The following is a 23,904-nucleotide window of genomic DNA, read 5'->3' on the forward strand; positions in this document are numbered from 1 at the left end:
GAGTGTGCCATAGATGGTCGGCCCCCGCGCCGCCTTGGGGCGGCCCGGCGGCGGGGCGGCTATTCTTGCCGGGAGCCGAAAAACAGGGAGTAGCGGCGTAGGATGGGTGAAGCGCGAGAGTCCTTAAGCAAGAACGACAGCGCTGAACGCGCGCAACCCATGCGGCCGCAATCGGCTGTTGTCGGCCGATGCCGGGCGCCGGTTTCTCACGGCCGCATGGGTTGCGCGCGCTGGATGCTGGGGTTCTTGCTTAAGGACTCTCGCGCTTCACCCATCCTACAGCCAACCGGATTTGCGGAAGCGCCAGTACAGGACGGAGCACGCCGTCGCGATGGCGCCCAGGGTGACGGGATAGCCCCAGGGGGATTTCAGTTCGGGCATGAATTCGAAGTTCATGCCGTAGATGCCGGCGATGGCGGTGGGCACGGCCAGGATGGCGGCCCAGGAGGCCAGCTTGCGGGTGGTGTCGTTCTGCGCCGCCTGGCCGATCATCAGGCTGGCTTCGAAGGCGAACGCCAGGGATTCGCGCAGGGAACTGAACAGTTCGTCCACGCGCAGCACGCGGTCGGCCACTTCGCCGAAGTATGGGCGGGCGTGTTCGTCCACGGCCGACATTTCCACGCGCGCCAGGCGGCGGCAGATCTCGGCCAGTGGCGACACCACCGTGTGGATGCGCAGCAGGTCGCGCCGCTGCCGGTACAGCCGGCGGATGTCGGAGTCCTTGGCGCCCCGGATCAGGAGCTTCTGCTCGGCGCCCTCCACCACCGTCTCGATCTTGCCGGCCGCCGCGACGTAGCGGTCGACCAGCCAGTCCAGCAATTCGGACGCGACGTAGTCGCTGCCCCGCTTGAGAAGATCGGGCGAGGCCTCCAGCCGTTCCCGCAGGGGGCTGTGGCCGGCGGTGGCGCCGCGGCGCACCGTGACCAGCAAACCGTCGCCGATGAGGAACTGGGTTTCGCCGAAAATGGGCCGCTCGGCCTCGACCTCCACCGTGATGGCAACGATGAGGATCATGTTCCCGTAGTCGATGATCTTCGGCCGCCGGTGGGCTTCCAGCATCTCTTCCTGGTTCTTGTCGCAGGCGCCGAGTTCGCGCGCGACCCTGGCCAGCAGTTCCGGACCGGGATTGCGCAGGCCGATCCAGAGCATGCCCTGGTCCCGGCCGACGTACTGCGCGACCTGGTCGATGGGAACCTCGCGCTCCCGCCGTCCGTTCACGTAGGCGATCGACGCCACGACCTCGCGCGTCGTCGGGTCGGCGGCACGTTCTTCAGTAGACATAAACACCCTCGGGCAATGCGATCCCTGCCGGACAGCTTGTAGGTATCGGGCGATGATAGCCCGTTCTACTAGAACAGGCTGCGCACCCGCCGGGCCACGTCCACGCTGGGCGCCTGGGGCTCTTTCGGCGCGCCGCGCCCCGCGGGCAGGTCGGGCAGCTTGGGCAGGTGGTCGAACAGCGGCAGCATCGCATTCGAGATATAGCGGGTGCGCGAGCCGTACACGTGGCGGTCGCCCATGCCGGTCTGCTGGTGCACGTAGAAGCGCTGCGGCACGATGAGCTGCAGGCGTTCCTTGGCGCGCGTCATCGCCACGTACAGCAGCCGGCGCTCCTCTTCGATTTCTTCCGCGGTGCCGGTGCTCATGTCGGACGGGATGCAGCCGTCCACCGCGTTCAGGACGTAGACCGCCTTCCATTCCTGCCCCTTGGCGGAATGGATGGTGGACAGGATCATGTAGTCCTCGTCGCGCAGCGGCGCGCCCGATTCGTCGCTGGTGGCGTCCGGAGGATCCAGCGTCAGTTCGGTCAGGAAGCGTTCGCGCGACGGGTAGCCCGAGGCGATGCGCAACAACTGGTCGAGATCCGCCCGGCGCACGCGCGCGTCGTCGTACAGGCGCTCTAGCTGCCCCGCGTACCAGCGCAGGGCCAGGTCCGCGTCGGCCGGCCATTTCAATCCCGGATCGCACAGCGCCGCGTAGGTATTGGCGAAGCCGCCCCACTCTTCCTGGGCGGCCGCGCCCGGCTTGAATTCGCGCAGCGCGCGCAAGGGTTCCGCCGACGCGGACATGGCGTCCATGAGCTTGCCCGCGGTGGCGGGGCCGATGCCCGGCAGCAGTTGCGCCACGCGGAAACCCGCCATGCGCCCCCGCGGATTCTCGGCCCAGCGCAGCAACGACAGCAGGTCCTTCACGTGCGCGGCCTCCAGGAAGCGCAGGCCGCCGAATTTCACGAAGGGGATGTTGCGGCGGGTCAGCTCCAGTTCCAGCGCGGCGCTGTGGCTGGAGGTGCGGAACAGCGCGGCCTGCGACTTGAGCGCGGCCCCGGCTTCGCGTTGCGCCAGCACCTGGTCGGCCACCCAGCGCGCCTGCCCGGCTTCGTCGCTGACCGTCACCAGTTCGGGCAACTGGGACGACTGGCGGTCGGTCCAGAGATCCTTGGCATAGCGCTCCGTCGCCAGGCCGATGACGGCGTTGGACGCGTTCAAGATGGGCTGGGTGGAACGGTAGTTGCGGTCCAGCGTGATGACGCGCGCGGGCTTGGGGAACTGGGCCGGAAAGTCGAGGATGTTGCGCACGGTGGCCGCGCGGAACGAATAGATGGACTGGGCGTCGTCGCCCACCACGGTCAGGCCGCGCCCGTCGGGCTTCATCGCCAGCAGGATGGCCGCCTGCAGGCGGTTGGTGTCCTGGTATTCGTCCACGAGCACATGGTCGAAGCGCGCCCCCACGTCGGCCGCTATCCCGGGGTCCGACATCATCTCCGCCCAGTAGAGCAGCAGGTCGTCGTAGTCCAGCACCTGCTGGTCCTGCTTGGCCGCGACGTAGCCGCGGAACAGGTTCTTCAGTTCCTCTTCCCATTGGGCGCACCAGGGAAAGGACGTCTTCAGCACGTCGGCCACCGGGGTCTGGCTGTTGACCACGCGCGAATAGACGGCCAGGCAGGTGCCCTTGAGCGGAAACCGGGATTTCGTGGAAGACAGGCCCAGTTCATGGCGGACCATGCCCATCAGGTCCTCGGCGTCGCCGCGGTCGTGGATGGTGAAGGCTTCGGACAGGCCGATCCGCTGCGCGCAATCGCGCAGCAGCCGCGCGCCGATCGCGTGGAAGGTGCCGGCCCAGGGCAGCGACGGCGGCGGCTGCGTGGCGCGCAGGTTCATCACCCGCTGCAGCACCGACCCCACGCGCCGCTCCATTTCCAGCGCCGCGCGGCGCGAGAACGTCAGGAGCAGCATGCGTTGGGGATCCGCGCCGTTCAGGATCAGGTGCGCGACCCGGTGCGCCAGCGTATTGGTCTTGCCCGAGCCCGCTCCCGCGATCACCAGCAGGGGGCCGTCGTCCCCGGGCGCGCCGGCCACGCCGAACTCGGCGGCCTCGCGCTGGGCGGGGTTGAGGTCGGCCAAGGGGTCGGGACGGCGGTTCGCAGGGGAAGGATTCTGATCGGACATGACGCGTAGGGGCGCGTGGCCGGCGCGATGGCCACCCGGGCGGGGCCTGTTTTGCAGGCGCCCCGGCCCCTATAACTGGTTATATATCCAGCCATCATAGCAGCCTAGTGCAGGCCTAGCTGCGAGGCATGCCAGGTCAACAACCGGCGCTCGGCCAGTTCGATCGCCTTGAATGACAGCACGCCCAAGAGGCACAGCAGGGCCAGCGCGACGAACACCGTGGGCGTGTCGAAGCTGCCCTGCGCCACGAGGATCACATGCCCCAGCCCCGAACCGCCGGCCACGAATTCGCCGACGATGGTGCCCACCAGCGCGAACGAGATACCGACCTTCATGCCGGCAAAGATGCTGGGCAAGGCGTTCGGGAAGCGAATCTTCCAGAGCATTTTCGCCCGGCTGGCCTGATTGACCCGGGCCATCGCCAGCATGTCCGGATCCGCCGACTTCAAGCCCAGCACCGTATCGATCAGGATGGGAAAAATGGCGATCAGCATCGCGATGGCCACCTTGGGCGCGGCGCCCGTTCCAAGCCAGATCACGAACAGCGGCGCCAGCGCCACCTTGGGTACGGCGTTCAGCGCCACCAGCAGCGAATACAGCGTGCGATCCAGGAAGCGCGAATACACGATGCCGATGGCGGCCAGGATGCCCAGCACCACCGCCAGCGCAAAGCCCAGCAGGGTGGTGACCATCGTATCCAGGCTCTCGCGCAGCAAATAGGCGGGCGACGCCAGAAACTGCGCCACGATCTTGCTGGGCGCGGGCAGCAGAAAACCGCGTATTTCGAAGATCCGCACACAGGCTTCCCAGATCAGCAACAGCACCAGCGAAGTGACCAGCACTTCCCAGCGGCGCGTAATGTTGGACCAGACCAATTTCATCGCGGCTATTCCTTGTAAATGCCCAGCCCGCGAAACGTATCGCGGATGTGCTTGACGCAATCGACGAAGGCCGGCGTTTCCCGCACGCCCAGCCCGCGAGGCCGCTCGATCTCGATGGGAACGACTTCTTCGATGCGCCCGGGTCCGCGCGCCATGATGACGACGCGGCAGCCCAGATAGACGGCTTCGGCGATCGAGTGCGTGATGAAGACCACGGTCTTGCCGGTGGCCAGCCATGTGCGCTGCAGTTCAGCGTTCAATTCGTCGCGCGTGAAAGGATCCAGCGCGCCGAAAGGTTCGTCCATCAACAGCAACTGGGGATCCAGCAGTAGCGCCCGGCAGATCGATACGCGCTGCCGCATCCCGCCCGACAGCTCACGCGGAAAGCGCTCCAGGAACTGGCCCAGGCCGAACAGCGTCAGCAGTTCGCGCGCGCGGGGTTCCACGTCGCGGGGCTTGACGTCGTGGAACTCCGCCGCCAGCAACACGTTGTCCAGGATGTTGCGCCATTCCAGCAGCAGGTCGCGCTGGAACACGACGCCCATGTTGCGCGGCGGCTCGACGATCGCCCGCCCTTGAAGGGAAAGAAGTCCGCTCGAGGCCCGCTCCAGCCCGGCCATGCATTTGAGCAAGGTGCTTTTGCCGCAGCCGCTAGGCCCGACGATGCTGATGAACTCGCCCTCTTGTATCGACAGGGTCACGTCCTTCAGCGCGTGCAAGGCCCCGCGCTCGGACTCATAAATCCGGTTGACGCGATCCAGCTCCAGAAAACCTGGCATATGACTCTCCTGGCAGGTTCAGTCCGGCAACAGCGCGTTGGTGTAGTAGTCGGACGGTTTGCGCCCGGGCTTGATCATGCCGGCCTGCTCCATGCTATGGATGGCGGCGGCCCAATCGCTGTCGTACTGCCGCCCGATCGGCGCGTCCTTGACGGTGGGGCTGTTGAAGAACGGCCGATAGGCCTCAAGCTGGCCGCGCAGCACCTCGGCATCCAGGTTGGCGTTCGGGCGCCGCGCCAGGATGGCCTGCACGCCTTCTTCCAGGTGTCCGTCGTATAGGTACTGCCAGGCGCGCACCTGCACCGCCACGAACTTTGCCAGGGCGGGTCCGCGTTTTTCAATGGTGTCTGGCGTGGCCGCCAACCCATAACTGGGGAAACTGATGCCGCTGTCTTCCAGCAGCAACGACGTGGCCGGGCGCGCGCGGCCAACCATCGGCACGCCGAACGGCGCCTGCGACATGAAGGCGTCGCTGTTGCCCGAGGCGTAGGTGGAGATCATGGCGCTGGGCGACACCATGACCAGGTTCACGTCGCCGCGCGACATGCCGTTGGCCTTCAGGAACGGATCGATGAAAGGCACCCATGGGCTGGTGGCGAAACAGACGATCTTCTTGCCGCGCAGGTCCTGGGGCGAGGCCACCTTCTGGCCCGCGTCGGTCATGACGGCCAGGTCACCGGTACGGGCGAAGCCCGCAATGGATTTCAGGTCCAAACCGTTCTCCATGGCCACGGCCATGGTGCCGACCGACACCTGGCCCACATCCACGCGCCCCGCCGCCAGCAACTGCAACGTGTTGATGGTGCCGGTGCCGTCCTCGACCTCGACGTTCAGCCCTTCTTTTTCGAACCATCCCTTCTGTACCGCCAGATGCATCGCCGCGTGCATGCCCCAGGGCGAAAAGTCCATGCGCACTTTGAAATTCTCGGCGCCGGCGGCCGGGCCGGCGGCCAGCAGGCAGGCCATCGCCGCCATCATGCCGCGACGGTGCAGGCGCCGCGCTTGATCGTTGATCCAACTCATGATTTCCCCTTGATTGTTGGTGGGATCGCCGGCGGCCCGAGCCGCCGGTGCCACGGCCGAGCTATCGGCTGACTGCGGCCAAAGCGCCGCTGGCTACCCGTTCGATAATGTCCGACTCTACCTCCACGGCCATGCCGTAGTGCTCCCGCACGTAGCCGGCCGAGAGCTTGCCGTTCCAGACGTCGCGAACGATAGCCGCCGGATCGCGCAACGCGGCGTCGCCAAAACCGCCGCCCCCAGGCTGGATATGCGTGACCATATCGCCGCGCCCGATCGTCATGCTGACCTTGCTGGGCAGCAGGCTGGGCGGCTCGCCCACCCGGTCCAGCCGGTTGACGGCGGCGCGGGCCGCTGTGCCCCCCGCCAGTCCATAGGGACGGAACTTCATGCGGTCGGCGCGTAGCTGCAACAACACGTTGTCGGCCAGCACGCGGTAGCTGCGCCGGATGCCCAGTCCGCCGCGAAAGCGCCCCGCGCCGCAGGAATCCGGCTCCAGCTCGTAGGCTTCGACTCGCACGGGATGCTGCGCTTCCAGCACCTCGACCGGTGTGTTTGACAGGTTCTGCGAGGCGTTGGTAATGGCCTCGATGCCATCGCTGTCGGGCCTGGCGCCCCAGGCGCCGCAAATCATGTCCACAATGATGTACGGTTTGTGATCGTCGTTCTTGCCGGACAGGCAGACGACGGTATTGCCGCCCTCGCCCGCCGCCGGGATGCGGTCGGGCACCACTTGCGCCAAGGCTCCCAGCATGGCGTCGAACACGCGGTAGCCCGTCAGCGCGCGCGCGGCGACGGCGGCCGGTTCCCGCGGGTTCAACACCGAGCCGGCGGGCGCGTGTATCTCCACGCAGCGGAACACGCCCGCGTTATTGGGCACGTCCCCCTTGAGCGCGCAGCGCACGCTGAGATAGGTGCAGGACTTGGTGTACGACAAGGTGGAATTGATGGCCGCGCGCACCTGCTCGGACGTGCCGGTGTAGTCCACGCTGACGTGGTCCTCGTGCACCGTCAACGCCACCTGGATGGGTATCGGTTCGGGCGACAGGCCGTCATCGTCGATGTGGTCCAGAAAGTGGTACGTGCCCTTGGGCCAGCTTCGAATCTCCTCGCGCGTCAGGCGCTCGGCGTAATCCAGCAGTTCGGCGAAGTAAGCGCGGCTGCCTTCGCGGCCGTAGCGGTCGAACAGCGCGGTCAGTTCGCGCACACCCACCTTGGCCGCCGCGTACTGCGCGCGCAGGTCGCCCAGGACGCGATCCGGCACGCGGACATTGCGGGCGATCAGGCGTTCCATCACATCGTTCACCTGCCCCGCTTCGTACAGTTTGACCACGGGAATGCGGATGCCTTCCTGGTAGATCTCGGTGGAATCGCTGGCGTTGGAGCCCGGCACGCGGCCGCCCACGTCGGTATGATGGCAGATCACCACGCAATAGCCTTCGATCTCGTCCCGATAGAAGAACGGCACGAACATGAAGATATCCGGCAGGTGCATGCCCCCCTCATAGGGATCGTTCAGGATCACGGCATCGCCCGGGCGCAAGTCGGAGCCATAGCGCCGCTTCACGGCTTCCATGGCTTCGGGAATGGCGCCAAGGTGCAGCGCGATGGTCTTGGCCTGCGCGATCATGCGGCCTTCGCGGTCGCAGATGGCCGCCGAATAATCCATTACGTCCTTGACGATCTCCGACCGGGCGGTGCGCAGCACGGTGTAGGCAACCTCGTCCACGATGGCGTCCATCGCGTTCTTGATGACGGCAAACGTGACGGGATCGATGATGGGCGCCGCGGCAAGCGGCTGGTCGACTGCGTTCATGAGGCCTCCGAGACAAGTTCGATAATGATGTTGCCGATGGCGTCCGCGCACGCGCGCGCGTCGGGCGGCACGACGATGGTGGTGTCGTAGGATTCGATGATCAGCGGCCCGGACAGGGGCTTGGCCGTCATTTCCGAACGCGGCATCAGGCGGGTCAGGCAGGGTTCGGTATCCGGGTCGAAGCTGACATAGCGTTCGCCGCTGACACCCGCGAGAGCGCTGCCGTCCACGCCGCTCTTGGCAAAGTCCAGACGCTGCGCGCTGCGGCCATAGGCGAAAATGCGGACGTTGACCAGTTCCAGCGGCTCTTCGCTGCTGTAGCCGAACGTGCGTTCGTACATAACGTTGAAGTCGCGCGCCAGCGCGGCCTGGACGGCGGCATCGGCGAAGGCGCCAGCCAGCGGCACCGTCAGTTCCGAGCTTTGGCCCAGATAGCGCAGGTCGGCGCTGACCTGGATGTCCACGGCATGGCTGCCATACCCTTCCGAACCCAGCACCTCGCGCCCCTGGCGACACAGTGCATCGATGGCGGCCTGGACCGACGCGCCGTCGCAATCGGCCAAGGGGCGCAGCACCGCCTTCACAAAGCAATGCTCGGCGTCGGCCGACAGCATGCCGGCCGAGCAGAACACGCCCGCCATGACGGGCGCGATCACCCGCTTCACGCCCAGCAGGCGCGCGACGTCGACGGCATGCAGGGGCCCCCCGCCACCGAAGGCGATCATGGTCATGTCGCGCGGATCGCGGCCACGTTCGATGGTCACCGCGCGCATGGCGCGGGCCATATTCACGTTGGCGACTCGGCGGATGCCGTGCGCCGCCTGGGTCAGGTCCAGTTGCAGCGGCGCGGCAATGTGCTCCTGCACGGCCTCGCGCGACAGGCGCGGATCCACCTTCAGGCTGCCGCCCGCCAACGCTTCCGGATTCAGATAGCCCAGCACCATATTGGCGTCGGTCACGGTGGGTCGCGGGTTGCCATTGCCGTAGCAAGCCGGGCCGGGCCAGGCGCCTGCCGATTCCGGGCCGACGCAGAGCAGTCCGCCCGTGTCGATGCTGGCGATGGAGCCCCCGCCCGCGCCGACCTCGGCGATATCGATGGCGGGCACCTTCAGCACGTAGCCTCCGCCCTTGACGAAGCGGCTGGAGGCGCTGATGCCGTCGCGAAACTCGTATTCGGTCGTCAGCGCCGGCACGCCGTCGGTCACGATGGACGCCTTGGCCGTCGTGCCGCCCATGTCGAAGACGATGAGTTCGTGCTCGCCGCCCAGCGCACCGAGCACGGCGGCACCCGCCACGCCGCCCGCCGGGCCGGACGCCACGGCGAATACCGGCCTCTGGGTCGCCGACGCCACCCCCATCATGCCGCCGTTGGACGCCATGACCTGCAGCGAGGCGGTCACACCCATGTCGGCCAGATCGGCCTTCAAGCGCGCCAGGTAGGTGCGCATGGCGGGCAGGATATAGGCGTTGACCACCGTGGTGCTGGTACGCTCGTATTCCTTGATTTCGGGCAGCACGTCGCACGAGGCGGTGACAAGAATGTCGGGAAACTCGGTTTCGATCAGTTCGCGCACGGCGATTTCATGCGCGGGATTGATATAGCTGTTCAGGAAACAGATGGCGATGGACTCGATGCCCTCGCCGGCCAGCTCCCGCAGCACGGCGCGGACTTCGTCCAGTTCCAGCGGCGTCACGACCTGGCCGGAGGCGCCGATGCGTTCACGGATGCCCCGCCGGTAGCGCCGGGGCACCAGCGGGTCGGGCTTCTGCCAGGCCAGGTCGAACATGGTCGGCGTGCGGATGCGGCCGATTTCCAGCACATCGCGAAAGCCCTCCGTCGTCAGAACCGCTGTTTTGGCGCCGACCTTCTGCAAGATCGTGTTGGATGCCGTGGTGGTGCCGTGCACGATTTCCGCGATGTCGCCGGGACGGATGCCGGCCTGGGCTATCAGCGCGCCCAGCCCCTGGACAATGGCCTGCCCCAGGTTTTCCGACGTAGTGGACGTCTTGTTCACGAAGATGCGGCCGTCCGGCATGGACAGGACGATATCGGTAAACGTGCCCCCGATATCGCATCCCACGCGTACTCCGGCCTTGCCTGCCACTGCTGTATCCATCGTTACTCCCCTGATCGCGGCGGCCTTGCGCCGTGCTGTCGGCAGGCCTGGAATCCGCGGTTTATCGGATCTACACACTGATCTAACTAACTAACTGGTTAGCACAATAAATGCATCGTAGAGAGCAGACGATCCTGGTGTCAATATGCCTGTACAGATGGTTTTCCCCTAGTTTTCAGTTCGGGGTACGCTATCGCTGAGAGTAGAATTTCTATTGCACGCTAATCCCAATAAAGGTCCAGCGCATCCGCCATGCCAGCCAAAAATACGCCCGAGACAAAGGTCCAGACGCGCAACGCGCAAGCCACCAAGGAACGCATCCTGAACATGGCGTTCAAGGAGTTCGCGGCGCGCGGCTACGATGGCGCGCGCATCGACTCCATCGTGGCCCGCTGCAAGGTCAGCAAGAACCTGATCTATCACTATTTTTCGGGCAAGGAAGACCTGTTCATCCAGGTCATGGAACGCGCGTATGGAGCAATGCGCGAACGGCAGAACGAATTGGCATTGTCCGGCGACGACCCCGTGGCCGACATGCGCACGCTGGTGGAAAAAACGATCCAGCACTTCGTGGAGCAGCCCGAATTCATTCAACTGCTGGCCACCGAAAACCTGCACAAGGCTGTGCACATCAAGAAATCGCGCGTGATCCCGGTGATCTTCAACCCCTTGCGCCGCGCCTTGCACAACATTCTGGAAAAGGGCAAGGCTCAGGGCGTGTTCCGCCAGGACGCCGACTGGATCGACCTGTACGTGTCGATCTCCGGCCTGGGTTCCTATTTCGTGTCCAACCGCTATACGCTGTCTTATGTGCTGGACGTGGACCTGGGCACGAAAGAGCGCCTGGCCAGCCGCATGAAGCACATCCCGGACATGGTCATCAGTTATCTGTGCGATCTGGGCGACGCCAAGCCTAGCGCGCCACGCGCCACCGTGTGAATCCATGCACCTCCTGACCGGCACCGCCTCCTGGACCGATCCCACCCTGCTGGCCTGCGGACGCTTCTATCCGCCCGAGGCCCGCAGCGCCGAAGAACGCTTGCGCTTTTACGCATCGCGCTACGGGATGGCCGAAGTGGATTCCAGCTTCTACGCCCTGCCCACCGCGGAAAACGCCTATCTGTGGGACCAGCGCACGCCGGACGGATTCGTCTTCAACATCAAGGCCTTCCGGCTGTTCACCGGGCACCGGACGCCGCTTGCCGCGCTGCCGGCGGATATCCGGCGCGAACTGGGCGATAGCCCCGAGCCCGCCCTCTATCACGACCAGATGCCCGAGGACCTGCGCGGCGAACTGTGGCGCCGGTATCAACTGGCGCTGGAGCCCTTGCGCATGCCCGGCAAACTCGGCGCGGTGCATTTCCAGTTTCCGTCCTGGATCCGGCGCGATGCGCGCGGGCGGGCGCGCGTGGCCGATTGCGCGCGGCGCATGGAAGAACATTTGATCTCGGTGGAGTTCCGGCATCGCAGTTGGTTCGAGACCCCCGCGGCCACGGCCGACACGCTGGCGTTCGAGCGCGACCTGGGCGTGGTGCACACGGTCGTCGACGCGCCGCAGGGCTTCGACAACACGGTGCCCGCCGTCTGGGAAAACACGCATCCGGAACTGACCCTGCTCCGCCTGCACGGCCGCAACGCGGCCGCGTGGAACGCCGCCGGCGCGGCGTCCTCGGGACGTTTCCAGTACGAATATTCGGAACAGGAACTGGCGGAACTGGCCGAACGTTTTTCCCGCCTGGCCGCGCAAAGCGCCCAGGCGCATGCGGTGTTCAACACCAACTTCGAGGATCAGGGCATGCGCAACGCCGCCGCCTTCGCCTCGGCGCTGCCGCGCTTTTGATCCGCGGCGGGCGCGCGCGCCACCTCGGCCAGGCTTTCCAGCAGCACTTCGAACTTGCGCGCGATCTCGTTCTCGGGAACGCAGGCGTAGCCCAGCAGCAGGCCGGGCCGGCGCCCTTCTTCATTGACGTAGTAGCGCGACAGCGCGCGCGTCAGCACGCCCTTGCCGCGCGCCACGTCCACGACGCGCAGGTCGTCCATGTCCCGCGGCAGGGTCAGCACCAGGTGCAGGCCCGCCATGCTGGCGTCGCGATGCAGCCAGTCGGGGCCCAGCCGCCGCTCGATCAGGTTGACGAGCATGGCGCGGCGGCGCCCGTACAGCATGCGCATGCGGCGGATGTGGGCGGCGTAATGGCCTTCCGAGATGAAGGTGGCCAGCGCGGCGTGCGTCATCAGGTGGCCTTCGCGGTAAAGCTCCGCGTGCGCGGCCTGGAACGCGGCCGTCAGGGCCTTGGGCAGCACCAGGTAGCCGACCCGCAAGCCCGGATACAGCGTCTTGCTGAACGTGCCCATGTAGATGACGGGCGCGTCCGGCTCCAGCCCCAATAGCGAGGCGATGGGGCGGCCGGAAAAGCGGAATTCGCTGTCGTAGTCGTCCTCGATGATCCAACTGCCGCTTTGGCGCGCGACCGCCAGCAACTGGCGGCGGCGCGCCAGCGACATGACCGGGCCCAGCGGATACTGGTGCGACGGGGTGACGAAAATGAAGCGCGGCGGCGTGGCGACGGCCTCGGGCAGCCGCATGCCCTCTTCGTCCACGGGCAGGTGCACCGTGCGCAGGCCGTTGGCCTGCAGGATGGTGCGGGCGCCCCAGTAGCCCGGATCCTCGACCCAGGCCGTCTCGCCGGCCTCGCCCAGGATGCGGGCGGTCAGGTCGATGGCCTGGTGCGAGCCCTCGGTGATGATGATCTGTTCGGGGTCGCAATCGATGGAACGGGTCAGCGCCAGGTGCTGCGCCAGCGCCTCGCGCAGCGCCGGCAGGCCGCCGCCATAGGCGTAGGTCAGCAGGTCGGGCGAGGGATTGCGCCACAGGGCGCTGAAAATGCGGCCGAACTTCTTGTGCGGGAATTCGGTCAGGTCGGGCACGCCGGGCATGAAGGCGCCCCATTGGTAGGGCGAGGCCGACGCGCCATCGACGATGGCCGCGCCGCGCGGGGACAGCGCCGGGCGCGGCTGGGCCGGCGGCGGCTGGCGCCGGCGCCGGCCGCTGGCCAGGTAGGAATCCGGGACGGACGCGTTGACGAAGGTGCCATTGCCCTGGCGGCTGCGGGTATAGCCTTCCGCGAGGAGCTGGCTGTAGACGTGGACCACCGTATTGCGGGCGATGCCGAGCTCGGCCGCCAGGTCGCGCGTGGCGGGCAGCCGCGAGTCCGCGGCGATGGCCCCGTCCAGGATCGCTTCCCGGATGCCCTGGTACAAGCGCTTGTTCATGGGCTCGCCGGACCCATCGGCCAGGCGCAGCAGCAGCAAGTCACCGACGATGGAACGCAATTGGTTCTACCTAATTTATCAAAGTGGTTCCCACAAATGGGGCCATCGTAGCATTAAATAGGGTTTATTACCGCCGGGCCGCCCCCAGGTAAAAAACGCCCCCTCGGGAGGCGGCAAGCCGAAGGCGCGGCGTGGGGTTTTTTTACCGCCCATCATGCTCTGCGAGGCTGAGATGAAGAATCAGGACCTGAATACCCGCCGTTCCCTGGCCACGCCGCGTGGCGTCGGCGTCATGTGCGATTTCTACGCGGTGCGCGCCGAAAACGCCACGCTGTGGGACGCCAACGGCAAGGAATACATCGATTTCGCGGGCGGCATCGCCGTCCTGAACACCGGCCACCTGCACCCCAAGGTCAAGGCCGCGGTCTCCGCGCAACTGGACAATTTCACGCACACGGCCTACCAGATCGTGCCGTACGAAGGCTATGTCTCGCTGGCCGAGCGCATCAACCGCCTGGCGCCCATCGACGGCCTGAAGAAGAGCGCCTTCTTCACCACCGGCGTGGAAGCCGTGGAAAACGCCGTGAAGATCGCGCGTTCGGCCACCGGCCGCTCGGGCGTCATCGCCTTCTCCGGCTCCTTCCACGGCCGCACCATGCTGGGCATGGCGCTGACCGGCAAGGTCGCCCCCTACAAGCTGTCGTTCGGCCCGATGCCCGGCGACATCTATCACGTGCCGTTCCCCAACGCCACCCAGTCCATCACCGTGGCCGATTCGCTCAAGGCGCTGGACCTGCTGTTCAAGTGCGACATCGACCCCAAGCGCGTCGCGGCCATCATCATCGAGCCGGTGCAGGGCGAAGGCGGCTTCAACATCACCCCGCCCGAACTGATGACGGCGCTGCGCAAGGTCTGCGACGAGCACGGCATCCTGCTGATCGCCGATGAAGTCCAGACCGGCTTCGGCCGCACCGGCAAGCTGTTCGCCATGGAACACCACGCGGTCCAGGCCGACCTGATCACGATGGCCAAGAGCCTGGGCGGCGGCTTCCCGATCTCGGGCGTGGTCGGCCGCGCCGACGTCATGGACGCCCCGGCCGCGGGCGGGCTGGGCGGCACCTACGCCGGCAACCCGCTGGCGGTCGCCGCCGCGCACGCCGTGCTGGACGTGATCGCCGAGGAAAAGCTGTGCGAACGCGCCGACCAACTGGGCGACAAGCTGCGCGCGCACCTGGAAGGCCTGCGCGCCAAGGTTCCCGGCATCGCCGACGTGCGCGGCCTGGGTTCCATGGTCGCCCTGGAGCTGAACGATCCCGCCACCGGCAAGCCGGACGCGGAAGCGGTCAAGCGCGTGCAAGCCCGCGCCATCGAAAAGGGCCTGATTTTGCTAAGCTGCGGGGTGTACGGCAACGTCCTGCGGTTCCTGTACCCCTTGACCATTCCCGAGGCCCAGTTCGATCGCGCGCTGGCCATCCTGTCCGAGGCGCTGGCGGCCTGACGACCGGGGCCTGAGCATCCGATTTCCGGCGGGCAGGCACAAGCATTGCGGGCGTAGCGGTTTCCGGCTCGGCCATCGAGCCGGAAAACCCGCGGCGCCCGCAAGCGTTTCCCGGCCGGCCGCATTCCATTCAAGGAGACTCCAACAATGACTGCACTGACCCAACCCCTGGCGCGCCCCGATCTGCTGCGCGACGCCTGCTACATCGACGGCAAGTGGGTGGGCGCCGGCGACGGCCCCGCCATCCCCGTGGACAACCCCTCCACCGGCAAGACCATCGTGTCGGTGCCCAAGCTGGGCCGCAAGGAAGCCGAACAGGCCATCGCCAGCGCCGAGGCGGCCCTGCCCGCCTGGAGCACCAAGACCGGCAAGGAACGCGCCGCGATCCTGCTGAAGTGGGCCCAGCTCATGGTGCAGCACCAGAAGGACCTGGCCGCCATCATGACGTCCGAACAGGGCAAGCCCGTGACCGAAGCCGCCGGCGAAATCGCCTACGCCGCCTCGTTCCTGGAGTGGTTCGCCGAAGAAGCCAAGCGCATCGACGGCGACATTCTGCAAAGCCCCAAGGCCGGCCAGCGCCTGATGGCGCTCAAGCAGCCCATCGGCGTCACCGCCGCCATCACGCCCTGGAACTTCCCCGCCGCGATGATCACGCGCAAGGTTGGCCCCGCGCTGGCCGCCGGCTGCACCATGGTCGTCAAGCCGGCCCAGCAGACGCCGCTGACCGCGCTGGCGCTGGCCGTGCTGGCCGAGGAAGCGGGCGTGCCCGCGGGCGTTTTCCACGTCATCACCGGCAGCTCGCGTGAAATCGGCGCGGCGCTGTGCGAAAGCGACGTGGTCCGCAAGCTGAGCTTCACGGGCTCGACCGAAGTCGGCCGCACGCTGATGGAGCAATGCGCGCCCACCATCAAGAAGCTGTCGCTCGAACTGGGCGGCAACGCGCCCTTCATCGTGTTCGACGACGCCGACCTGGACCGCGCCGTGGACGGCATCCTGGCCTCGAAGTACCGCAACGCCGGCCAGACCTGCGTGTGCGCCAACCGCATCTACGTGCAGGCCGGCGTCTACGAAGAGATCGCCAAGCGCCTGGTGGCCAAGGTCGAGGCCATGAAGGTGGGCGACGGCTTCGCCGACGGCGTCACGCAAGGCCCGCTGATCGACAGCAGCGCCGTGGAAAAAGTGCAGGAACACATCGCCGACGCCACCGCGCACGGCGCGAAGGTCATCGCCGGCGGCAAGCCGCATGCGCTGGGCGGCACGTTCTTCGAACCGACCGTGGTGCGCGACGTGACCCAGTCGATGCGCTTCGCGACCGAGGAAACCTTCGGCCCGGTGGCCCCGCTGTTCCGCTTCGAGTCGGAAGAGGAAGTCATCGGCATGGCCAACGACACCATCTTCGGCCTGGCCGCCTACTTCTTCACCCGCGACTACGCCCGCATCTGGCGCGTGTCCGAAGCGCTGGAGTACGGCATCGTCGGCATCAACACCGGCATCATCTCCAACGAAGTCGGCCCGTTCGGCGGCGTCAAGCAATCCGGCCTGGGCCGCGAAGGCTCGAAGTACGGGATCGAGGAATACCTGGAGATCAAGTACCTCTGCGTTGATTTGGGGGGTTGAGTTCCGGGGGGGTGTCAGACACCCGGGTGGGCTGCCTTGGTTCGTGAGGCTGTCTCGTACGGGTGTCTGACACCTGACCTCGTTCAGTGTCTGACGCCTGATCTCGTTCAGTGTCTGACGCCTGGCCGTCCCGGTGTCTGACACCCGTACGAGACGCCCTTACGGGCTGACGCGAACCTTCCCGGGTGTCTGACACCAGCCCATCCCGCCAGGCATGGTAGATTTGCCCGTTCCCCAGATGAGCAGGCCCAGCCCGTATGAGCAGAACCTTTACCCGCGAGGACACCCGCCGGCTTGCGGCCGTTCTGGCCGAAACGGCGCAGACGGAGGTCATGCCGCGTTTTCGCAACCTGCCGGAAGGCGCGGTGCGCGGCAAGAGTTCTCCGCGCGACCTCGTGACCGACGCGGACGAAGCCGCCGAGCGCCTCATCGCGGCGCGCCTGTCCAAGCTGCATCCGGGCGCCGTGCTGATCGGCGAAGAAGCCTCGGCCCGCAATCCCGCCTTGCTGAACATGCTGGTCGACGCCGACCTGGCCTTCCTGATCGACCCCATCGACGGCACCCGCAATTATGTGGCGGGCCTGCCGCTCTTCGGCATGATGGTCGCCGCCTGTCATCGCGGCGACGTGATCGCCGGCGTGATCTACGATCCCCTCAACCGCGACAGCGCGCTGGCCGTTCGCGGCGAAGGCGCGTGGATGGAGTACGAGAACGGCCGGCAGGTCCCACTGGCGGTGGCCAGCCCCGCGCCTCCCGAGGACATGGACGGCCTGATCGCCACCGGCGCCCTGCCCGAGCCGCTGCGCACGGCCGTCAACGGCAACCTCTCGCGCCTGGCCAGCACGGCCTCGCTGCGCTGCGCCGCGCATGAATACCGCATGCTGGCCGCCGGGCACTGCCACGTCGCGCTGTACAACCAGTTGACCGCCTGGGACCACGCGGCGGGCTGGCTGCTGCACCGGGAGGCCGGCGGCTACTCGGCGCACTTCGACGGATCTCCCTATAAACCCACCCATCGGACCGGCGGGCTGCTGTACGCGCCGGACGCCGGCAGTTGGCATGCGGCGCGCAAGGCGCTAATGGGGGACGCGGCAGAGGCCGCGGAGGCTTGACAGATCCGCCCCGGGAAAGGTCCAAAAATCGGGGTTATCCCTAGGAGTTATCCCCAGTTCCTGTGGACAACCCTATGGAAAGGTCTGTAACAGCGTAAAAAAATCCTTGCGGGGCAAGCACTTGCTTAAACCGGTCAAAAACCGGCCGGCGGCGGCGGCCTTCCGCCCGTCCGTTACAGGGCATCCAGCGCCACGGCGCAGGGCAATTCCACTTTCAGGGTCAGCATGCTGTCGGCGCGGGTGCGGCCCAGGTTGATCGCCGCGATGGGCATGCCGTTGCGCGCGGCGGCGGTCACGAAGCGGTAGCCGGAATACACCATCAGGGACGACCCCGCCACCAGCACCGCGTCGGCGCCCATGAGGCCCGCGTTGGCGCGGTCCACCCGTGCGCGCGGCACCGTCTCGCCGAAGAAGACCACATCCGGCTTGACGATTCCGCCGCAGTTCGGACAGGGCGGCACGCGGAACCGGGTGAAATCCTCGCCGTCCAGGTCCGCATCGCCGTCGGGCGCGTCCGTGGCGTCCAGCAGCGTCCAGTCCGGATTGCCGTCCTGCAGCGCCTCCTGCCACGCGTGGCGCCCGCCGCGCCAGTCGCAGGCCATGCAGCGCACCTGGTCCAGCCTGCCGTGCAGGTCCACGACCTCGCGGCTGCCGGCGGCCTCGTGCAGGCCGTCCACGTTCTGCGTCACCAGCAGCGCCACGCGGCCGCGCGATTCCAGCCGGGCCAGCGCCCGGTGCGAGGCGTTGGGCTGCACGTGGCCGAAACGGCGCCAGCCCACCATGCTGCGCGCCCAATAGCGCGCGCGGGCCAGGTCGCCGCCCATGAAGGTTTGCAGCGTCATGGGCGGCTTGCGCTTCCATTCGCCTTCGGTGTCGCGGTAGTCGGGAATGCCCGAATCGGTGCTGACGCCCGCCCCGGTCAGCACGAACAGCCGCGGGTGGCGGTCGATGAAACCGCGCAGCGCGGCCAGATCCGAGACTCGTGTATCCATCCTGACTCCAATGCGGCCGCCCCGGGGCGCGCGGGGCGGCGCCCGCGGGCAGCGGCGTTCAGCCGCCCAGGCCGCAGTCGGGCATGTCGCTGACCAGGCTGGCCTGGGTGACGTTGCTGCCCGGCGGCACGCTGCGCGTGAGCCAGACGTTGCCGCCGATGGTCGAGCCCTTGCCGATCGTGACGCGGCCGAGAATCGTGGCGCCAGCGTAGATCACCACGTCGTCTTCGATCAAGGGGTGGCGCGCCAGGCCCTTCTTGAGTTCGCCGTTCTCGCCCGGCGGGAAGCGCTTGGCCCCCAGCGTGACCATCTGGTAGAGGCGGACTCGGTCGCCGATGATGGCGGTTTCGCCGATCACGACGCCCGTGCCGTGGTCGATGAAGAAGCTGCGCCCGATAGTGGCGCCGGGATGGATGTCGATGCCCGTGTCGGCGTGGGCGATCTCGGCCACCATGCGCGCCAGCACCGGCACGCCCAGGCGGTACAGGACGTTGGCCAGGCGGTGGTGGATCATCGCCGCCACGCCCGGGTAGCACAGCAGCACTTCATCCACGCTGTGCGCGGCCGGATCGCCCTGGTAGGCGGCGGTCACGTCCAGGTCCAGCGCGGCGCGCACGCGCGGCAGTTCGGCGCCGAACTGGCGCACGATCTCGATGGCCCGCTGCCGCGTGCCCGAGGACGCGGCCTGCTCGGGCCGGCCCACGTACTGGAGTTCCAGACAGACCTGGTGCAGGAGCGCGTCGAGCGCCGCGCCGATGGTGTGGCCGACGTAGAAATCCTCGACCTCCTCGCGCAGGTCGATCGGCCCCAGGCGCATCGGGAACAAGGCGCCACAGAGTTCCTTGATGATCTGGCGCAGGCTTTCCAGGGACGGGAACTCGCGCAGGCCGGCGTCCTCGCGCAGGCGGCCGCGCGGGCCGCGCCACGCGACCCGCGCTTCGCGCAGGCCGGACACGATGCTGTCCAGGTTCCAGTGGGCCGGCGCAATGTAGGTGGGCCCGCTCATCGCCGGAGCTCCGGCCGGGCGCCGGCCGCGCCGGCATACGGGTTGAAATCGAACATGGGAGATGCCTCGCTGACGGTGTATCGTCCCGGCGGCCTGGCCGCCGGGCAATGCTGCTTCGCAATATTCCCGTCAACTGTAACCGCTCGCGCCCGTTTCGCGGAATCCTTCCGACACGGCGTAGGGGTTTATGTCCCGGCCTCCGGCTCGTAGCCCTGGGGGTTGCCCTGCTGCCAGCGCCAGCCGTCCGCGCACATGGCGTCCACGCCGTGCGTGCTGCGCCATCCCAGCAGGGAGGCCGCCAGCGCCGGATCGGCCCACATCCGTTCGATGTCGCCGGGACGCCGGGGCTGCGGCTGCAAGGGGATCCGGCAGCCGTTGACGCGCTCGAAGGCCCGCACCAGTTCGAGCACGCTGGTGCCCTGCCCGGTTCCCAGGTTCACCGCCACGAAACCGGGGTGGCCCTCCGAATACGCCAGCGCCCGCACGTGGCCCTGCGCCAGGTCCATAACGTGCAGATAATCGCGCACGCCGGTGCCGTCGGCCGTGTCGTAGTCGTCGCCGAAGACGCGCAGGAAAGGCTGGCGGCCCACCGCCACCTGCGTGATGAAGGGGAACAGGTTGTTGGGCGTATCGCGCGGGCTTTCGCCGATCTGCCCGCTGCGGTGCGCCCCGATGGGATTGAAGTAGCGCAGCGTCACGGCGCTGAAGGCGGGGTCGGCCGCGCAGACGTCGCGCAGTATCTCTTCCACCATCAGCTTGGTGCGCCCGTAGGGGTTGGTCGGCGCCAGCGGATGCGCCTCGGTGAAAGGCAGGTATTGCGGCTCGCCATAGACCGTGGCGGACGAACTGAACACCAGCCGCGCCACGCCGGCCTCGCGCATCGCGCGAAGCAAGGCCACCGAGCCCCCGACATTGTTGTCGTAGTACTTGAGCGGGTCCGCGACCGACTCGCCCACCGCCTTGCTGCCCGCCAGGTGCAGCACCGCCTCCACCGGCGCGCCGCGGGCCGCCGAGGCGGCCAGCACCGACTCGACCAGGCCCGGGCTGCGGATGTCCCCTTCGACCAGCGGGATCTCCGCGCCGCACAGGCGTTCCACCCGGCGCACGGCCTCGCGGCTGCCGTTGCTGAAGTCGTCCAGCACCAGCGGGCGCTGGCCGGCCGCCAGCATCGCCACCAGCGTGTGCGTGCCGATGTAGCCGGCGCCGCCCGTCACCAATACATGCAGGTCCGGCATGGGCTGGCCTCCGCCGTCACAGGTGCGCGGCCACGCCCGGCACCCAGGCATGGCGCGGACGCGGCGCCTGCGCGTGGCTGCGGTAGCGGTCGATCCAGTACGAGGTGGACGCGTCGTGCCCCCAGTCCACCAGGCCGGCCGACACCGGCACCGCCAGTTCGCGCTCGATGCCGGTGGCCAGGCGCTTGCCCAGCTCGACGCCCCATTGGTCGAAGGGATTGATGCCCCACACCACGCTCTGCACGAACACCTTGTGCTCGTACAGGGCCAGCAGCGCGCCCAGTCCGCGCGGATCCAACTGGCGCAGCACGATCAGGGAGGACGGCCGCCCGCCCGGGTGCACCATGTGCTGCGCCAGGCTCAGCGCGCGCTCCTGGTCGTCGATGTGCGCGACGTCCATCAGCGCCTGTTCCAGGCATTTGCCGCGCAGCAGGGCCTGGCGCTGCGCCAGGCAGTTGGCCAGCAGCATGCGGTGCGCGTCCGGGCTGTCGGCATGGCCCTGCAGGCTGGCGATGAAGTCCACCGGCGCGCCGTCCTCGCTCTGGTGCAGCCACTGGAAAAAGGTGTGCTGTCCATCGGTGCCCGGCATGCCCCAGATGATCGGCGCGGTCGGCACGCCGACCGCCGCGCCGTCGCCCGCGACCCGCTTGCCCAGCGATTCCATCTCCAGTTGCTGCAGGTAGGTGACCAGGTGCAGCAGGCGCGCGCTGTAGGCGGCGATGTTCAGGGAGTTGTGCCCCAGCACGCTGCAATTGACCAGCCCCGCCAGCGCGAGCTGCACCGGCGCGTTCGACGCGAACGGCGCCTGCTGGAAATGCTGGTCCATGGCTTCGGCGCCCGCCCGCATGCCGATCAGCACCTCCGCGCCCACCGTCAGCGCGATGGACAGGCCCGCCACCGACCAGACCGAATAGCGCCCGCCCACCCAGTCGCACATCTTGAAGACCTGGCTGGAAGGCACGCCCAGCGCGCGCGCGGCCGACGCATTGGCGGTGACCGCCGCCAGGTGTTCCGACACGTCGGCCACGCCGCCGTGCTTGAGCCACGCGATGGCGGCGCGCGCGTTGTGCAGCGTCTCGGCCGTGGTGAAGGACTTGGAGGACACCACCGCCAGGCAGCGGCGCGGGTCCAGCCCCGCCACGGCGTCGTGGAAGGCATGCCCGTCGATATTGGACACGAAGCGGATCTGCCGGCGCTGCGACGGCCCGCCGAACGCCTGGATCGCCAGGCGCGGCCCCCAATCGCTGCCGCCGATGCCGATGTGCAGCACCGTGGAGAAATCGGCGGCCTGGTCCAGCTTGCGGACGAAGTCCGCCATGCGCGAATACTCGCAGACGGAATCCGCGTCCTGCCCGTCCGGCTGCTCGCGCGTGCGCCCGGCGCGCAGCGCCGTGTGCCAGGCCGGCTTGCCTTCGGTCCAGTTGACCGGCTCGCCCGCGAACAGCGCGCGACGCGCGTCCGCCAGCCCGCGCGCCTGCAGCAGCGACTGCGCCGCGGCGTCCAGCGCCGGGGACTGCCGCTGCATGGTCAGGTCCACGCACAAGCCCGCCGCCTCGATGACCTTCAGCGCGCCGGCATCCAGCTCGGCGGAGTGCGCGGCCTGCGCAAACGCCAGCCACTCCGGGCTGTCCGCCAGCCCGGAATTCGCCCTCAACGCCTCAATCGCATATTTGGCCTTTCCCATCGCGTGATGCTCCTTAAAACGGTAAACGAACATGAGGGGCAATGCGTCGGAACGCGTTGCGGAAGTCCTCCTCGATACGGGCCAGGGCGGCCACGGTGTCCCCTTCGAAACGCAATACCACCGTCGGCGTGGTGTTGGACGGACGCGCCAGGCCGAAGCCGTCGGCATAGTCCACCCGGACACCGTCCAGATTGCTGACGGAGACGGCGCCGGGGAATTCCCCCTGCGCGCGCAGCGCCTCCACCAGATCGAACTGCTCGCCCTCGGCGGTTCCCAGCTTGATTTCAGGCGTGGCGCAGGATTGCGGCAGATTCTCCAGCAGCGCGGACGGGTCCGGCGCGGCCGACAGTATCTCCAGCAGCCGCGCGGCGGCGTAGATGCCGTCGTCGAAGCCGTACCAGCGCTCTTTGAAGAAAATATGGCCGCTCATCTCGCCGGCCAGCAGCGCGCCGGTTTCGCGCATCCTGGCCTTGATCAGCGAATGCCCGGTCCTGCACATCGTGGGCTTGCCGCCGGCCTCGGTCACCGCGCGCGCCACATGGCGGCTGCATTTGACGTCGTAGAGGATCTCGGCGCCCGGATTGCGCGACAGCACGTCGCGCGCGAACAGGATCAACTGGCGGTCGGGCCAGATGATCTGGCCGGACTTCGTCACCACGCCCAGCCGGTCGCCGTCGCCGTCGAACGCCAGGCCGACCTCGCAGTCGGAATAGCGCAGGCAATAGATCAGGTCCTGCAGGTTCTGCGGATCGGCGGGGTCCGGATGATGGCCGGGGAACGAGCCGTCGACCTCGCAGAACAGCTCGGTCACTTCGCAGCCCAGCGCGCGGAACAGCGGCGGCGCCACCGCGCCCGCCACGCCGTTGCCGCAGTCGATGGCGATCTTCATCGGGCGCGCCATGCGGATGTCGCCCATCAGGCGCGCCGCGTAGCACGGCATGATCTGCATCTGCGTGCGGCCGCCGGCCACGCTGGCCGACTCGATCGGCTGGCGCATCGCGTCGCGCAGCGCGGTGATGCCCTCGCCGTACAGCGAGGCGCCGTCCAGCACGATCTTGAAGCCGTTGTGCGCGGGCGGGTTGTGGCTGCCCGTGACCGCGATCCCCGAGCCCGTGTCCATCAGGCGGGCCGCGAAATACACCATCGGCGTCGTCGCCATGCCGATGTCGATCACGTGCATGCCCGCCGAGCGCAGGCCGGCCTGCAGCGCGGCCGCCAGCTCCACGCTGCTCAGCCTGCCGTCGCGCCCCACCACCATCGACCGCGCGCCCTGCTCCCGCGCCCGGGCGCCCGCCGCCATGCCCAGGCTGTGCGCGAAACGCGCGTCGATCTCGTCCGGCACCGTGCCGCGTATGTCATAAGCCTTGAAAACCGCATCCAGAATTTGCGGGGTGTCCCAGCCAAATGTTCCGTGCATGCCATTTTCTCCGG

18 protein-coding genes are annotated in these 23,904 nt (G+C 67.6%); 5 read left to right on the forward strand and 13 right to left on the reverse strand.

What is annotated here, in order from left to right:
* Positions 1–276: 276 nt before the first annotated feature.
* The 7 genes from WHX56_RS25180 to WHX56_RS25210 all read right to left on the reverse strand — a co-directional run bounded on the left by WHX56_RS25180 (position 277) and on the right by WHX56_RS25210 (position 10,059).
* Entirely contained in the window at positions 277–1,281 is a 1,005-nt protein-coding gene (locus WHX56_RS25180) for a magnesium and cobalt transport protein CorA (RefSeq protein ID WP_338879307.1), read from the reverse strand.
* A 68-nt stretch (positions 1,282–1,349) separates the two neighbouring features.
* Entirely contained in the window at positions 1,350–3,446 is a 2,097-nt protein-coding gene (locus WHX56_RS25185) for an ATP-dependent helicase (RefSeq protein ID WP_338879308.1), read from the reverse strand.
* A gap of 104 nt (positions 3,447–3,550) precedes the next feature.
* Entirely contained in the window at positions 3,551–4,327 is a 777-nt protein-coding gene (locus WHX56_RS25190) for an ABC transporter permease (protein ID WP_338879309.1), read from the reverse strand.
* Positions 4,328–4,332: 5 nt separating this feature from the next.
* Positions 4,333–5,106, reverse strand: coding sequence for an ABC transporter ATP-binding protein (locus tag WHX56_RS25195; protein ID WP_338879310.1), 774 nt, complete (start codon positions 5,104–5,106; stop codon positions 4,333–4,335).
* Between the two features lie 18 nt (positions 5,107–5,124).
* Complete coding sequence (locus tag WHX56_RS25200; protein WP_338879311.1) at positions 5,125–6,129, reverse strand: ABC transporter substrate-binding protein; 1,005 nt, start codon at positions 6,127–6,129, stop codon at positions 5,125–5,127.
* Positions 6,130–6,190: 61 nt separating this feature from the next.
* Complete coding sequence (locus WHX56_RS25205; RefSeq protein ID WP_338879312.1) at positions 6,191–7,942, reverse strand: hydantoinase B/oxoprolinase family protein; 1,752 nt, start codon at positions 7,940–7,942, stop codon at positions 6,191–6,193.
* The gene (locus WHX56_RS25210; protein ID WP_338879313.1) at positions 7,939–10,059 is read right to left on the reverse strand and encodes a hydantoinase/oxoprolinase family protein; all 2,121 of its coding nucleotides are present in this window, start codon (positions 10,057–10,059) and stop codon (positions 7,939–7,941) included. The genes WHX56_RS25205 and WHX56_RS25210 overlap by 4 nt, the downstream gene beginning before the upstream one ends.
* 252 nt (positions 10,060–10,311) lie before the next feature.
* Between WHX56_RS25210 and WHX56_RS25215 the strand changes: the two genes are divergently transcribed.
* Both WHX56_RS25215 and WHX56_RS25220 read left to right on the forward strand, forming a co-directional pair.
* A complete protein-coding gene (locus WHX56_RS25215) occupies positions 10,312–10,998 on the forward strand; it encodes a TetR/AcrR family transcriptional regulator (protein WP_338879314.1) in 687 nt (228 codons plus the stop codon).
* Between the two features lie 4 nt (positions 10,999–11,002).
* On the forward strand, positions 11,003–11,899 hold the full coding sequence (locus WHX56_RS25220; protein ID WP_338879315.1) for a DUF72 domain-containing protein: 897 nt from the start codon (positions 11,003–11,005) through the stop codon (positions 11,897–11,899).
* Here the strand turns inward: WHX56_RS25220 and WHX56_RS25225 are convergent.
* Positions 11,848–13,389, reverse strand: a complete 1,542-nt coding sequence (locus WHX56_RS25225) for a PLP-dependent aminotransferase family protein (protein ID WP_422393620.1) — start codon at positions 13,387–13,389, stop codon at positions 11,848–11,850. The two genes, WHX56_RS25220 and WHX56_RS25225, sit on opposite strands and share 52 nt — an antisense overlap.
* Before the next feature lie 172 nt (positions 13,390–13,561).
* Between WHX56_RS25225 and WHX56_RS25230 the strand changes: the two genes are divergently transcribed.
* From WHX56_RS25230 to WHX56_RS25240, 3 genes are all read left to right on the forward strand, one after another.
* Positions 13,562–14,827 (forward strand): 4-aminobutyrate--2-oxoglutarate transaminase, encoded by a 1,266-nt coding sequence (locus WHX56_RS25230; protein ID WP_129239806.1) that lies wholly within the window; start codon positions 13,562–13,564, stop codon positions 14,825–14,827.
* 147 nt (positions 14,828–14,974) lie between these two features.
* Positions 14,975–16,444: an NAD-dependent succinate-semialdehyde dehydrogenase gene (locus tag WHX56_RS25235; protein WP_338879316.1), complete on the forward strand. Its 1,470-nt coding sequence runs from the start codon at positions 14,975–14,977 to the stop codon at positions 16,442–16,444.
* Between the two features lie 257 nt (positions 16,445–16,701).
* Entirely contained in the window at positions 16,702–17,556 is an 855-nt protein-coding gene (locus tag WHX56_RS25240; RefSeq protein ID WP_129239804.1) for an inositol monophosphatase family protein, read from the forward strand.
* A gap of 173 nt (positions 17,557–17,729) precedes the next feature.
* Here WHX56_RS25240 and WHX56_RS25245 read toward each other — a convergent pair whose 3' ends face one another.
* The 5 genes from WHX56_RS25245 to WHX56_RS25265 all read right to left on the reverse strand — a co-directional run bounded on the left by WHX56_RS25245 (position 17,730) and on the right by WHX56_RS25265 (position 23,890).
* On the reverse strand, positions 17,730–18,548 hold the full coding sequence (locus tag WHX56_RS25245) for an NAD-dependent protein deacetylase (protein ID WP_129239803.1): 819 nt from the start codon (positions 18,546–18,548) through the stop codon (positions 17,730–17,732).
* Positions 18,549–18,606: 58 nt separating this feature from the next.
* Positions 18,607–19,554, reverse strand: coding sequence for a serine O-acetyltransferase EpsC (gene epsC, locus WHX56_RS25250; protein WP_129239802.1), 948 nt, complete (start codon positions 19,552–19,554; stop codon positions 18,607–18,609).
* 185 nt (positions 19,555–19,739) lie between these two features.
* Complete coding sequence (gene galE, locus WHX56_RS25255; RefSeq protein WP_338879317.1) at positions 19,740–20,789, reverse strand: UDP-glucose 4-epimerase GalE; 1,050 nt, start codon at positions 20,787–20,789, stop codon at positions 19,740–19,742.
* A 16-nt stretch (positions 20,790–20,805) separates the two neighbouring features.
* Entirely contained in the window at positions 20,806–22,473 is a 1,668-nt protein-coding gene (gene pgi / locus WHX56_RS25260) for a glucose-6-phosphate isomerase (RefSeq protein ID WP_338879318.1), read from the reverse strand.
* Positions 22,474–22,486: 13 nt separating this feature from the next.
* Entirely contained in the window at positions 22,487–23,890 is a 1,404-nt protein-coding gene (locus tag WHX56_RS25265) for a phosphomannomutase/phosphoglucomutase (protein WP_129239799.1), read from the reverse strand.
* Between the last annotated feature and the right edge of the window lie 14 nt (positions 23,891–23,904).

Origin of the sequence: Achromobacter veterisilvae (genome assembly GCF_037619525.1) — a bacterium.
Taxonomy (GTDB): domain Bacteria; phylum Pseudomonadota; class Gammaproteobacteria; order Burkholderiales; family Burkholderiaceae_B; genus Achromobacter; species Achromobacter veterisilvae.

Coding starts and splice junctions, on each gene's coding strand:
- WHX56_RS25180 (WP_338879307.1), bottom strand. CDS start 1,281: ATGTCTACTGAAGAACGTGCCGCCGACCCGACGACGCGCGAGGTCGTG.
- WHX56_RS25185 (WP_338879308.1), bottom strand. CDS start 3,446: ATGTCCGATCAGAATCCTTCCCCTGCGAACCGCCGTCCCGACCCCTTG.
- WHX56_RS25190 (WP_338879309.1), bottom strand. CDS start 4,327: ATGAAATTGGTCTGGTCCAACATTACGCGCCGCTGGGAAGTGCTGGTC.
- WHX56_RS25195 (WP_338879310.1), bottom strand. CDS start 5,106: ATGCCAGGTTTTCTGGAGCTGGATCGCGTCAACCGGATTTATGAGTCC.
- WHX56_RS25200 (WP_338879311.1), bottom strand. CDS start 6,129: ATGAGTTGGATCAACGATCAAGCGCGGCGCCTGCACCGTCGCGGCATG.
- WHX56_RS25205 (WP_338879312.1), bottom strand. CDS start 7,942: ATGAACGCAGTCGACCAGCCGCTTGCCGCGGCGCCCATCATCGATCCC.
- WHX56_RS25210 (WP_338879313.1), bottom strand. CDS start 10,059: ATGGATACAGCAGTGGCAGGCAAGGCCGGAGTACGCGTGGGATGCGAT.
- WHX56_RS25215 (WP_338879314.1), top strand. CDS start 10,312: ATGCCAGCCAAAAATACGCCCGAGACAAAGGTCCAGACGCGCAACGCG.
- WHX56_RS25220 (WP_338879315.1), top strand. CDS start 11,003: ATGCACCTCCTGACCGGCACCGCCTCCTGGACCGATCCCACCCTGCTG.
- WHX56_RS25230 (WP_129239806.1), top strand. CDS start 13,562: ATGAAGAATCAGGACCTGAATACCCGCCGTTCCCTGGCCACGCCGCGT.
- WHX56_RS25235 (WP_338879316.1), top strand. CDS start 14,975: ATGACTGCACTGACCCAACCCCTGGCGCGCCCCGATCTGCTGCGCGAC.
- WHX56_RS25240 (WP_129239804.1), top strand. CDS start 16,702: ATGAGCAGAACCTTTACCCGCGAGGACACCCGCCGGCTTGCGGCCGTT.
- WHX56_RS25245 (WP_129239803.1), bottom strand. CDS start 18,548: ATGGATACACGAGTCTCGGATCTGGCCGCGCTGCGCGGTTTCATCGAC.
- epsC (WP_129239802.1), bottom strand. CDS start 19,554: ATGAGCGGGCCCACCTACATTGCGCCGGCCCACTGGAACCTGGACAGC.
- galE (WP_338879317.1), bottom strand. CDS start 20,789: ATGCCGGACCTGCATGTATTGGTGACGGGCGGCGCCGGCTACATCGGC.
- pgi (WP_338879318.1), bottom strand. CDS start 22,473: ATGGGAAAGGCCAAATATGCGATTGAGGCGTTGAGGGCGAATTCCGGG.
- WHX56_RS25265 (WP_129239799.1), bottom strand. CDS start 23,890: ATGCACGGAACATTTGGCTGGGACACCCCGCAAATTCTGGATGCGGTT.